Source organism: Thermococcus sp. 21S7 (assembly GCF_012027615.1).
Taxonomy (GTDB): Archaea; Methanobacteriota_B; Thermococci; order Thermococcales; family Thermococcaceae; genus Thermococcus.
This window is the reverse complement of sequence record NZ_SNUT01000003.1, coordinates 220,996-232,971: the sequence shown is the minus strand read 5'-3', so window position 1 is coordinate 232,971 and position 11,976 is coordinate 220,996. Positions and strand designations below refer to the sequence as shown.

The following is an 11,976-nucleotide window of genomic DNA, read 5'->3' as shown; positions in this document are numbered from 1 at the left end:
AAAAATAAAACCTAGGGGGGAACGATGAGAACGATAATGCATTACTCTCCAAAGCAGAAACATTTAAGAAACATAGACAACAGGCTATTCGGGGAGATGGGAGCATGAGCGGGAGGATGGATATTATAAACCGGATTATCCCAAATGCAAAAGCAGAGCTACCTCTGCTAATAACTCATCTGGAAAAACTTAAGATTTATGAAAAAGGAGAGGGTAAATGGTATATAAAAAGTCACGATGCCAGTGGAAAAGAGAGACTGATCCTAGATGAAAAGAAGAATCAAAAAAGGCCGAGGAGATAGTACGGCAATTGTTTTTGTTTGAATTAACTGATAACTATAATTATCCTCTGAATCTGATAAAAATCGAAGAAAAAGTGAGCTTTGGCAGAGAAAAGAAAAGGGCGGATATTGTGGTATATCAGCAAGATAATATAACGCCTTGGATTATAATCGAAGTAAAGGCCCCTCACGAAAGGTTGAATATATCACAGTTGAAAAGCTATTTAAATGCAGAAGGTTCCCCACTGGGAGTTGCAATCAACGGGAAAGAAATGACGATTCTTTATCGCCCCTATCCGAAAGAATTCGATGATAACTTGCCAGATATACCCACTTATGAAGAGTATTTGGAAGTCAAAGATACTAGCAATCCTGCAATTGAAGTGGCTGATATTGTACTAAACAGAAAATGGACTCTTGACGAGTTGGAAAAAAAAGCCCGAAAAAAGAAAAAGTCTCTAAGAGAAATTATTGAGCTTCTTGAAGAGCTAGTTTTGGCAAACTCTGGTGTTGACAGTTTCAATGAAATCTTCAAACTAATCTACGCAAAGCTATTTGATGAGATAGAGGCGGAGTATTACAGAAAAAACAGAGAGCTGAAATTTAGAAAATATAAGGATCCAAAAACAACGTACAAAGTGATCTCTGAACTTTTTGAAGGAGCAAAGCAGAAATGGAAAGGAATATTCGAAAAAACCGAGAAAATAAAGTTAACACCAGAGCATTTAAGCGTATGTGTTGCAGAAATGCAGGAAGTGAAACTTTTTGGGGCGGATTTAAGAGTAATAGATGAGGCTTTTGAATATCTCGTACCAGAAGTTTCAAAATCAAAAAAAGGGCAGTATTTTACACCAAGAGTAATAATAGATGCAACAGTTAGGATGTTAAACCCACACAGACAGGAGTACATAATTGATCCTGCCTGTGGTAGTGCAGGTTTTCTCGTCCATTCCATGCAGTATGTGTGGGACAAATATAACATTGCGAACAAAAAGGCGAGAGAAGAATATGCCAGGACGTACCTGTGGGGGATAGATTTTGAAGAGAAAGCCACTAAGATTTCAAGGGCCATTATGCTAATTGCAGGGGATGGTAGATCACATATATACAAAGAAAACTCCTTGGAATTTATACGGTGGAGCGAAAAGTTAAAAGCTGATTTAAGGGAAGAAGACCTTGTCAGAGATGAACGCTTTAAGGAACTTAACTTTGATATTCTGATGACTAACCCACCCTTTGCAGGAGATATAAAAGAAGAATGGTTAAAGGCTCTTTATGATATCGTCCCAGAAAGCAAAAGGAAACCCGGTTCTAAGATAGACAGGCATGTCCTGTTTATTGAACGGGCTTTAGACATGGTAAAACCTGGTGGTAGGTTAGCAATTGTGTTGCCGCAGGGGGTGCTCAATAACGCAAAAGATAGGTACATTCGGGAATTCATCATGAAAAAGGCAAGGATACTAGCAGTCATTGGGCTTCATGGGAATTCGTTTAAGCCACACACAGGAACAAAAACATCACTTCTACTCTTGAGGAAATGGAAAGAAGAAGAACTTGACGAAGGTGGGAATCCAAAGATCAAGGATTATCCCATATTCTTTGCGGTTTCAAAGATACCGTTCAAGGACAACTCTGGCAATTACATATTTGTAACAGATGAAAATGGTGATCCAGTGTTCGATGAAAAAGGAAATCCTGTCTACCAAACTGATTTGTTTGACATAGCAGATGCTTTCATTAAGTGGGGAAAAAAGAGATTAGAAGATGAGGGGGATGAAGCATTTGATTTCTTAGATGATGTGGAGGTGGAATAAATGCCTTCACAAGATACAACAAGAAAAAAATACATAAGTTGGTTATCACTAATAGAAACAGATTATATTACTATGTTTATTAAGACGTGGTTTACTTTTCTTGCATCTCTTCAAGAGCTTGTTCTGGATTCTAATGATACACGGGAACGTAGAGGAGATCGTGATATCCTAGAGAAATACAAAGAACAACTTTTTAACGAGATTCTTGTAAAAATAGATGAAGATTTTGTTAGGAATGTATTAAATGCATACTTAAAAGCAAAGAATGAGACATTAAATTCAAGTCCTTTTTTGAGGGATTATTTTGAAATTTTTTACACCTACAATGATAATTATTATCAGGAATTTCTATATGTTTACAGAGGTAAAACAACGAAACTTTCATTGAAGGCTCATCTGAATAGTCGAGAGAGACATCTTAAAATCATACTAACGGATGACCGTCGAAAGTTTAGGGATTATTTCGGAGCTGATAGTATAGAGACTGGATTTTCTCTTTCAGAAAAAGTTAAAAATAGCAGAATTTTTGAAGAAAAGGGAAAATTTATAGAGGAAGTTTTGTCAACTGTAAGAAAAAAAATAGAACATATAATCAACAGCAACAAACGTCTCAGTGAAAGAGGGAAACAAAGAAGAATTAATTTTCTCAATGATGAATGTTTAAGAGATATCGAGAGAAAGCTCTATGAAGAATTAGACATCAAAAATATTTTCCCACGTAGACCCCATAATGCAATAGACGATATAAACCAAAGTACCCTCGAAATACCTAATAAACCCCAATACTTCGATGAGGAACTGACAAAATGGTTTCTAGACTTTGCATATAAATTGAGAAATATACTTTTTCATTTTATTATTGATCCTATGGATGAAGACTGGCAATCACTATTTGAATACTCATACCTAGCTCTCAAACATTTGACCGAAGAAAACATTAGAATTTTACAAGAAAGAGGTGTGAGAAAATGAAAACAGCAAAACATCAGGGAAGATACTATAATATAGAATACTCAATAGTTAATATCTCGGAATTGGAAGGAGAATTGAGAATTGATGCTGAATATTACGATCCATTTTATTTGAAAAATGAGAAGATAATTACAAAGAAAAAGTGGTGTCGTATTGGTGATTTAGTTTCTAAAGTTCAATATGGACTTTCATTAGCCATGAACGAAGAGAAAGTAGGTTATAAAATCCTTAAAATGGACGATATAATAGGCATCTTGGCAGATGACTCAAATTGTAAATATGTGGAAATAGATTCAAAGACATTCCAAAAGTTTAAATTAGAAAAAGGCGATATCTTATTTAATCGAGTAAACTCAGAGGAATTCGTGGGTAGGACGGGAATTTACTTACTGGATGGAGATCACACTTTTGCATCGTATCTAATAATAGTTAGAGCAAAGAATTACTTTACAAACTTTTATATAACTGTATATCTTAACACAAAATATGGAAGGATATCATTGAGAAGGGTTATGAGAAGAGCTGTTAATCAAGCTAACATAAATGCGGAAGAGCTTAAATCTTTAAAAATTCCTGTTCCCTCTAATACTTTCCAAAAGTTCATAGAGAAACTTGTTATAACAGCTTATGAAGAGAGAAAAAGGGCAGAGCAACTTTATAGACAGGCTGAACATATTTTATTAAACGAATTAAGCCTTAAAAATTGGAAGCCAAAGACAAAGAAGATAAAGATTGATGGAAAAGACTTTGAGGAAGAAGAAAACATTTCAATAAGGATGCTTTCAGATGTTACAAAAAAAGACAGAATGGATGCAGAGTACTGGGATCCAAAATATGATGAGATTGAAGATGTGATAAAGAATTACAAAAACGGTTGGGGATATCTACCACATTTAGTTGAAATTTCAAAGAAAAAAATAAAAGTGAATAAAGGGGGAACCTACGACTACATTGAACTTGCTGATATTAATCCCAATTTGGGTGTAGTAAAACAAACAAAGCAAATCTCAGGCGAAGACTTGCCCAGTAGAGCGAGAATGGAAGTAAAAAAAGGATATGTAATTATGTCTTCTGTGGAGGGCTCCATAGATAAAATTGCATTGATACACTTTGATAAGAACAATTTAGTTGCATCTACCGGATTTTTTGTTTTCAAGGAAAAGGAAATAAACAAAGAAACATTATTGGTCTTGCTAAAGGTATTATCAAAAATATACTTAGTAAGAGAAGCTCAAGGGACAATATTAACAGCGATTCCTTATGATTCGCTTAATAGGATTGTCATTCCAAAAGTATGCCCACAAGTTCAACAAAAAATTTCTCAATTGATTCAGCAATCATTTAAAGCATGGGAAAATAGCAAAAAACGTTTGGAAATAGCCAAACGAACAGTGGAACTTTATATTGAATATAATGAAAAAGTTGCTCTTGAGTATTTAAAGTATTCTCTTTTCTTCTCCCAGCTCCTGCCACCATTAAATACGTGAACTCACATAATTCCGTGCAGTACTGGCATGCCGAACATAATCCTCTCTGTCCCACCTGACTCTACTGGAGGATGAAAAAGCACCCCGAAATAAAGTGGAGCAAAGTGGATGAAGGCCATAGTGGGGTGTCCTGTGAAAATCGAGGCTAAGGAGATCAACTCGGGTGAACTGCTCTTCCTCCTCGGTGAGGATCCTAAAAAAGAGTTTGAGGGCACCACATTGAGGAGTACGAAAAGCACTCAGAGCATCAGAACGATAATCAAAAGGGCCGCCAAAACCAGCGGCCCGAAGAGGAGAACCGCCACCGCCGACTCCTCTGTAGGTTTTTCCGGGCCGTATCTCTGGACGAGCCACATGCCGGCAAAGAAACCGGGAACTATACCGAGAAACCAGCCTAGGAGGCTCCCCCTGAAGCGGAGGGGCGTGAAAGCGAGCATGGCCCCGTAGAGGAGGACGACGCCGAGCACTGCCTTTACCGTGCTCCTCTGTCTGATGATGAGGGCATAGGATAGCGCCCACGCGACCGTGAAGAGGAAGCCAAAGGCAACTTCCGCGAGCATGGCCATCACCCAAGGAAGCATCTTATACCAGCGGCCTCCACGACAAGTGTCTCGTTGAGCTCTCCTTTAAGGATTTTCGTTGTTATCTCCCCGTGCCTCTCGTCCCGCTCGTACTCTTTCGCCATCTCCGCGAGGGGTTTCAGGAATGGGAACCTCCCGGCAGCCTCGGGGTTGAAGTACTGGAAGGCGAACTCGATGTCCCTATAAAGGCCCAGGTAGTAGTCGCCGAGGAATTCGAGCTCCTTCTCGCTCAGCGCACTCAGACCGAGGAGCTCCGGGGGAATTCCGAGGGAGTAGAGCGAGGCTGTGAACTTTATCGCCCTCGGCAGCGCCGAGCCGTTCACCTCGCGAGAGTAGCCGAATAGGCCGATGTGGAGCTTCCTCCGTCTCCTCGATGGGACGAACTTTGCGACCTCCCTGATGAATGGAGCCAGTGCCCTGAGCTCCTCCGAGTATCTGGCCTCGTACTTCTTGAGGATCTCAAACGCCTCCTCCGGAACGGGCTGGGCTTCCCCCCTCTTCGACTCCCTGATCCGCTCAACGGCCCTTATAACGTCCTTTGGCGTCCTGTCGTACTTGAACGAGCTCTGTATCGTGAATGTCTGGACGCTCGGGTATTCGGCCAGAACCCCCTCGACGTTCTCGGGGGTGAAGTGCCCCCTGAACGGCGCACCGCCGACGCCGATTATGGGATAGATTGGAATTCCGAGTTCTTCCTCAAGTCTCTGCAGTTCAAAGAGCGCCAGCTTGTCGTAGAGCACCGCACTTATGAGGCCGTAGTTCATCGCGGGGTCGCTCCTGGCAAGGAAGACGCGCTGGCTTTCGACCTCCTTTCCGATGAGATACTCCCGCACGATGTCTGCCGCGCCCAGTATCGCCTCCCTGCTCTCGAAGAGCGGGATGACGCCTATCTCCGGGGGATAGAACTCCCCTATCCACTCGTGGAGCTTGATGTCGTGAACCCTCTTGTACTGCTTTCCGGATATGTAGTGCCTGTATAGCTCGTAAACCCTGTTTAGTTCCTGGGAGGAGGTTGTCATCGGAAGGATGACCTCAAATATCGGCGGAAGCTCTTCCCCGTAGAACAGCCTCGCGTAGTCCGCCGAGCGGGGTATGGCCTCCAGGGTCTCAAGGAGGAGCTTCGCCTCGGCCCTCTCGACGCTGGGGTTCGGAACGCGCGGCGTCAGTCTGAGTTCTTCCCCGAGCTTTTTGCGCTTGAAGAAATAGCCATAGCGCTCGAATAGCTTCTTAACGACGAACTCGTCAACCTCCTTGCCCTCGAAGTCCCACATCTGCTCGTCTATCCCCAAGACGCTGAAGGCGTAGAAAGCCTCGACGACCTCGTCCTCGCCGCCCATCGTCGGACTGCCCGCGAAAAAGGGAATGAATACGTTGTCAGGATGCTGAGTGCTCATTGTTCTTGGTATCATTTATCCCACCAAAATGACAAAGAACTGGCATAATTTAAGATTTTTGGAGGAAAATTCGTATAGATGACAGGAGGTTGGAAAAAGGTTTTTAAACGGCCCGCCCTAGTTCGGCCCATGAGGGCGTACATATTGGCGTTTCCGGAGAAGCGGTGGGAGAACTACACCCTGCCAGTTGCGGATGAGCCGGTCGTGAGGCTCACGGAGAGGAGGCTCCTCACGAGCAAGAGGATAGACGAGGCCATCACGGTGGTCAGAAAGGACAAGCTCAGAACCTATTCCCTCCATGTCTCAAATCCCCTTCCCGTTGCTGCGAGGAGCAGAATGGAGGCCCTTCTGAAAGCCCTCCAGGGAGAGCCGTTCTTCCTGGCTGAGGGCAACATGCCTTTGATAATGCCCTTCCTTGTGAACTACATGACCGGACTCTTCTACGAGAACGAGCCGGAGGCTCTGATACCTATCTGGAAAGACGGGACGGCAGAGGTTGCCCATGCGGTTTACGAACCCGACGCACTGGAAGATGCGATAAACGCGGCCCTGGCAGAGGGCTACAGGAGCCTGAGCAGGATAACCGAGTTCCTTGACTACGAACCCCTGTCCATTGAGGAGCTGGCGAAGAGAAACCCCAAGGTGACGCTGAGCTTCTTTAAGGTAAGGAACTCCTTCGACGTTAGGTTCGCGGCCGAGGCCCTCACGCGGGAAGGACAAATTTGATTGGAAATCCTTCAAAATTATGTAAGAAGACTTAAATAGTGTAAGGTCTACAATGGGTTAGGGTGGGAGTCCCGAAAGTTCTTCTGCTCGCTTTGAAACAAAAAAGGAGAGATTTATATGAAAAAAATTCTAAGCGCGGCGTTATCGCTGCTCATGCTGTTCAGTTTGGTGGCCGTTCTGGGGCCGCCGGTTTCCGCGAGGCCCCTAACGGATTACAACGTGCTGATTTTGAAAAATTCTGATGCCTGGGGCTCGCCCACCGTCGAAAAAACACTCGCAAACATGAGCATACCCTACGACGTCATGACGAGCACTGAGCTCCAGAACAAAACTGCCCGGGACCTCATAGGTGCGTACGACATGATTGTCATCGTGAGCGACCAGGGACAGGGGTTCTACAACGAGATGGGCCCTCAGATGGGTAAGCTGGAGGAATACGTGAAGGCCGGAAAGGTTCTCGAAATCCACGCCGCCAACTGGGGCTGGGGCGGGGGAGTGTGGACTACGCCGCTTCCCGGTGGTGTGGAGATAACGAAGGGCTACTCAAGCCACGACTATGTACTCGCCAACAACACAACGCTCACCAGCAGCTACGCAAGCCATGGCTACTTCGTTGGCCTCCCCGCGAACGCGGAGGTAATCACTGTCCAGGCGCCCACCGGAACCCCCGAGAACACCAGGCCGAGCACCGCGGTGTACACCCTCGGAGACGGCAGGGTCTTTGTCACGGGGCTGACCATCGAGTACAGCGTCGCAAGAAAGGGCTCCGAATGGGAGGCGTTCTATAAGAAAACGATAAAGAGCAACCTGGGTTATTTGCAGAGTGCTCCGGTAACTCCTGTACAGAGCACCAGACGCGTGAGCTTTGTGATGCTGAACTTCTACTACTACAGACACTACGAGAGTTCGCTTGAGGCCTACAATACACTCTACGGGGATGCCGTGGCCGCGGGCGTTGACAACGGGACGCTGGAGGCAGCCCAGGAATACAACGCTACCGCCGCGGCGCACTATGAAAACGCAACCGAATACGGGCCTGTGCTGGGGAACCTGTGGAGGCTCCACATACTGCCCGACTTGAGAACTGCCTCGCTGACTCAGAAGCAGGCGATAAAAGTTTTGGAAGAGGCGATGGCGGGTTGATCGCCCGTCATTCCAAATTCACCGCTTTTTTCACCCTGGTGGCTATCAGAGCTGCCAGGGCAGCCTTTCCGATGTCCAGCGGAACAAACGGCAGCACCCCGATGAGGAGTGCCCTGTGGAAGTCCCCTCCGAGGAAGAGGCCGAGCCTCAGCCAGCCGAGGAGATAGACAACCGCGACCCCAATCAGTGAGCCTCCAATCATGCCGGTTTTTCCATTCGTCTTTTCGGATATGTATCCTGCTATAAAGGCCGCTATGGGGAATGCGGCTATGTATCCCCCCGTTGGCCCGTAGAGCACCGCGAACCCGCCGTGAAAGTTGGCGAACACCGGGAGTCCAACCGCCCCCATGACAACGTAGACGAGCTGGCTCAGAAAGCCGAGCCTTGCCCCCAGCACCAATCCACTCAGAAGAACAAGGAGCACCTGGAGGGTTATGGGAACGGGCCCTATTGGTACGCTGACCTGTGCTCCCACCGCCGTTAGGGCAGCAAAGAGACCTGCAAATGCCACGTCGCGCGCTCTCATCTGACCACCACTCGGGCACTTCCGTTAATCTTTAAAACATTTTAGTTAACGAAATTTGATCGTCATGAGGGGGCTGATAAAGGACAGTCCCGTGAAGAGGGGGATACTGTCCCTGCTGAGGGAAGGGGGCACTGTGTCCGGGGACAGGATAGCCGGGGATCTGGGCGTTTCGAGGGTCTCGGTATGGAAGCACGTGAGGGAGCTTCAAACCCTTGGGTACGGTATAGAAGCCACGGGGAGGGGATACCGGCTCGTTTCCACCCCCGAAAAGCCCTATCCCTGGGAGCTTGACGTTAGGAGCTACTACCTTCTGAAGACACCATCAACGATGGGAGTTGCCGGGAAGCTCGCGGAGAACGGAGAACCGAACTGGACGTTCATCATAGCTGAGGAACAGACTGCTGGAAGGGGGCGGCGGGGAAGGCGGTGGCTCTCAAAGAAGGGCGGTCTGTACTTCTCGGTGATTCTGCGGCCCAGGATGAGGCTCACCGATGTCGAAAGCCTCGTGGGGCCGTCCCTCGAAGCAGTGGCGAGAACCCTCAGGGATTATAAGATACGGGCGGAGGTTCTTGAGGGCGGGGTTTACATTGGGGGGCGGAAGATAGCGGGCCTCCTTCTGGAGGCCGCGGGGGAGCTGGATATGGTTCGGTACACGATTATTGGGATTGGGCTAAACGTTTCCAATCCAGTACCCGACGATGCAACGTCCATGGCGCGCGTGCTCGGAAGAGCGCCCACACTCCTGGAGGTCTCCGTGAAACTGTTCAGGGAACTCACGGTATCACTGGGAACTTTTTTAAATCAGCCGCCGGAAGTGGAAAGCGATGCTGAGGGCTGAGAACGTCTGGCACATCTACGGGAACGGCAAGGAGGCGCTGAGGGGCGTAGACTTTGAGATGGACGAGGAGATAGTGGCGCTTGTGGGGCAGAATGGGAGCGGGAAGACGACGTTCGCCAAGCACCTGAACGGTCTTCTGAAGCCCACCCGGGGAAGGGTCCTCGTTGACGGAATGGACACGAGAGAGCACACGGTCGCCGAACTCTCGCGCGTCGTCGGCTACGTCTTTCAGAACCCGGAGCACATGTTCTTCGAGGAGGACGTCTTCAAGGAGGTGGCCTTCGGACCGAAGAACCTCGGCCTGAGCGAGGAAGAGGTCGAGGAACGCGTTCGGTGGGCTTTGAGGGCCGTGCATCTCGATGGCTACGAGAAGAGGACCCCCTACTCCCTGAGCGGAGGTGAGAAGCAGAGGCTTGCCATAGCCTGCGTCCTGGCGATGAAGCCGAAGTACCTGATCCTCGACGAACCAACGACGGGGCTGGACGCCAGGAACGCCGCGGGAGTCGTGGAGACGATACGCGAGCTCAGGAGAAACGGTCACGGGATACTGCTCATAACCCACGACATGGATCTGGTTCTTGAGCTGGCCGAGAGGGTTTTGCTCCTCCATGAGGGAAGGAAGGTCTTCGACGGCCCTGTGGAGGAGTTCTTCTCGCTTGAACTCCACGGTTATGGGCTTGAAAAGCCGGAGCTCCTTAGAATAAGTGAGAGGCTCGGAATAGGGTTTGTGCGGAGTACCTCAGAGGTTATAAACGCCCTGGCGGGTGGTTTGCGATGATGTATCCTTTCTACTTTGAGAGGGACTCCATCCTCCACCGCCTCGATCCGAGGGTCAAGATAATCGGAACCTTGGTGGGGATAGCCGCGATAATGCTCTACAACGATCCGGTTTTCCTGATTCCGCTGTTCTTCACGACACTCATCGCCGTGAGGGCCCTGGGAAAGATTGAAATCCGGGAAGGACTCCGCCTCCTGAAGCCGCTCATTCCGATAGTCGTCATAACACTCATAATATGGCCCCTGATATACAAGCCGAGGCTTCAGGGACTTCTGTTCGGAGTCTCCTTCTCGATGCGCCTGCTGACCTTTGCCCTGCTGACGTTCATGCTGCTGATGACGACGACCCAGCGCGACCTCATCCTCGGCTTCGTGAAGCTTGGCATGCCCTACGAGTTTGGCCTGACCATCTCCATAGCGCTCCGCTACATCCCGACGCTCTACATTCTGACGGGCAACATCATGGACGCCCAGAAGAGCCGCGGCTGGGAAGTCGAGAAGGGGAATTTCCTGGTCAGGATGAAGAGGATGAGCGCAGTCCTCGTCCCCCTGCTCGTTGCCTCCCTCAAAACCGCCCACGAGCTGAGCATAGCACTTGAGAGCAGGGCGCTCGGTGCCGCCAAGAAGAGAACGTTCCTCTACGATATCGAGATGAGGGGAACCGACTACGCGGCCACTGCAATCATATTAATCCTCTTTGGACTGGCGCTCTACGTCCGCTACGGCCTGGGACTCGGCCACGTGAGCATATACGGCTAGAGAAGGGGTTTTATCAGAGAGTCTATCGGTATCGAGTGGTCCCCAACGGCGGGGACGTAGTCGGGAGGTGCCTTGAGAACGGTCATGTTGAGCCTGTAGTGACCGCGGTAGGAGCTGGTTCTCAGAACAGCCAGCGCCTCGAATATCTCAGGAAGGTCGTAGAGGCGCCTGAATTCTCCCGGAAGGTCGAGTTCGTTGAGCTCTATGGTTGTGTGTCCCAGAACCAGGATGAGCCCCTTCCTGTCCACCAGCTTCCGAACCTCCACTGTTCCCTCGGCGGAGCGGTTGAGAAGCGTCGGAAAGAGCGAGACCACCACAAGGGAGCCGTCCTCAACGACGTTGAGCGCTTGGAGGAGTTCTTCAACCGAGTAGACGTTGCCGGCGTACAGGTTGGAAACGTCCTCGGTGAGGCGCTTCAGAACCTTGACGGAAAACGATGCCCCCGGGCCGATATGGTAGACGGGGCCGTTTTCAAGGGCGTTCGCGACGAGATGGTATAGAAAAGCAGTTTCGGCCAGCTCGTCGGTCGAGATTATCCCGGCTAGGCTCCCCTCGCTGAGGCCGAAGGGGAACTCCTCGAAGGGCTTCACCTCCCTGGATTGGAGCTCGGCCGGTTTGAAGAACATGGGCATCACATAGTCTAGCGCGGTGGGGATATTTATACCTTACTCAAAAAAG

13 protein-coding genes are annotated in these 11,976 nt (G+C 48.5%); 9 read left to right on the top strand and 4 right to left on the bottom strand.

Translation table 11 applies throughout. The features are described from left to right. Positions 1 to 104: 104 nt before the first annotated feature. From E3E51_RS06925 to E3E51_RS06910, 4 genes are read left to right on the top strand one after another with little or no spacing between them, the layout of a single operon-like run. On the top strand, positions 105 to 302 hold the full coding sequence (locus tag E3E51_RS06925) for a hypothetical protein (RefSeq protein ID WP_167912381.1): 198 nt from the start codon (positions 105 to 107) through the stop codon (positions 300 to 302). Between the two features lie 8 nt (positions 303 to 310). Beyond that, positions 311 to 2,095 carry an N-6 DNA methylase gene (locus tag E3E51_RS06920; protein ID WP_167912380.1) on the top strand — a complete coding sequence of 595 codons (1,785 nt, stop codon included), beginning with the start codon at positions 311 to 313 and terminating at the stop codon, positions 2,093 to 2,095. Then, a complete protein-coding gene (locus tag E3E51_RS06915; RefSeq protein ID WP_167912379.1) occupies positions 2,096 to 3,067 on the top strand; it encodes a hypothetical protein in 972 nt (323 codons plus the stop codon). It abuts the gene before it with no gap. Beyond that, a complete protein-coding gene (locus E3E51_RS06910; RefSeq protein WP_167912378.1) occupies positions 3,064 to 4,554 on the top strand; it encodes a restriction endonuclease subunit S in 1,491 nt (496 codons plus the stop codon). The genes E3E51_RS06915 and E3E51_RS06910 overlap by 4 nt, the downstream gene beginning before the upstream one ends. Positions 4,555 to 4,793: 239 nt before the next feature. On the opposite strand, the gene E3E51_RS06900 is transcribed toward E3E51_RS06910, so the two are convergent. Together E3E51_RS06900 and ppcA are read right to left on the bottom strand one after the other, a co-directional pair. Further along, positions 4,794 to 5,120, bottom strand: a complete 327-nt coding sequence (locus E3E51_RS06900) for a hypothetical protein (RefSeq protein WP_167912189.1) — start codon at positions 5,118 to 5,120, stop codon at positions 4,794 to 4,796. Continuing rightward, positions 5,120 to 6,544, bottom strand: a complete 1,425-nt coding sequence (gene ppcA, locus E3E51_RS06895; RefSeq protein ID WP_167912377.1) for a phosphoenolpyruvate carboxylase — start codon at positions 6,542 to 6,544, stop codon at positions 5,120 to 5,122. The genes E3E51_RS06900 and ppcA overlap by 1 nt, the downstream gene beginning before the upstream one ends. A 114-nt stretch (positions 6,545 to 6,658) precedes the next feature. On the opposite strand from ppcA, the gene E3E51_RS06890 reads away from it, so the two are divergent. Further along, entirely contained in the window at positions 6,659 to 7,255 is a 597-nt protein-coding gene (locus E3E51_RS06890; RefSeq protein ID WP_167912376.1) for a molybdenum cofactor guanylyltransferase, read from the top strand. Positions 7,256 to 7,408: 153 nt separating this feature from the next. Beyond that, positions 7,409 to 8,398 (top strand): pyrolysin, encoded by a 990-nt coding sequence (locus E3E51_RS06885; protein WP_240924273.1) that lies wholly within the window; start codon positions 7,409 to 7,411, stop codon positions 8,396 to 8,398. Positions 8,399 to 8,405: 7 nt separating this feature from the next. On the opposite strand, the gene E3E51_RS06880 is transcribed toward E3E51_RS06885, so the two are convergent. After that, positions 8,406 to 8,924, bottom strand: coding sequence for a biotin transporter BioY (locus tag E3E51_RS06880; RefSeq protein WP_167912374.1), 519 nt, complete (start codon positions 8,922 to 8,924; stop codon positions 8,406 to 8,408). Positions 8,925 to 8,988: 64 nt separating this feature from the next. Between E3E51_RS06880 and E3E51_RS06875 the strand changes: the two genes are divergently transcribed. The 3 genes from E3E51_RS06875 to E3E51_RS06865 are packed head-to-tail and all read left to right on the top strand — an operon-like array spanning position 8,989 to position 11,298. Beyond that, a complete protein-coding gene (locus E3E51_RS06875) occupies positions 8,989 to 9,762 on the top strand; it encodes a biotin--[acetyl-CoA-carboxylase] ligase (protein WP_206204511.1) in 774 nt (257 codons plus the stop codon). Continuing rightward, complete coding sequence (locus E3E51_RS06870; protein WP_167912373.1) at positions 9,749 to 10,540, top strand: ABC transporter ATP-binding protein; 792 nt, start codon at positions 9,749 to 9,751, stop codon at positions 10,538 to 10,540. Before E3E51_RS06875 ends, E3E51_RS06870 begins: the two co-directional genes overlap by 14 nt. Continuing rightward, a complete protein-coding gene (locus tag E3E51_RS06865) occupies positions 10,537 to 11,298 on the top strand; it encodes an energy-coupling factor transporter transmembrane component T (RefSeq protein WP_167912372.1) in 762 nt (253 codons plus the stop codon). The genes E3E51_RS06870 and E3E51_RS06865 overlap by 4 nt, the downstream gene beginning before the upstream one ends. On the opposite strand, the gene E3E51_RS06860 is transcribed toward E3E51_RS06865, so the two are convergent. Next, positions 11,295 to 11,930: a hypothetical protein gene (locus E3E51_RS06860; protein WP_240924272.1), complete on the bottom strand. Its 636-nt coding sequence runs from the start codon at positions 11,928 to 11,930 to the stop codon at positions 11,295 to 11,297. The genes E3E51_RS06865 and E3E51_RS06860 overlap by 4 nt on opposite strands. Between the last annotated feature and the right edge of the window lie 46 nt (positions 11,931 to 11,976).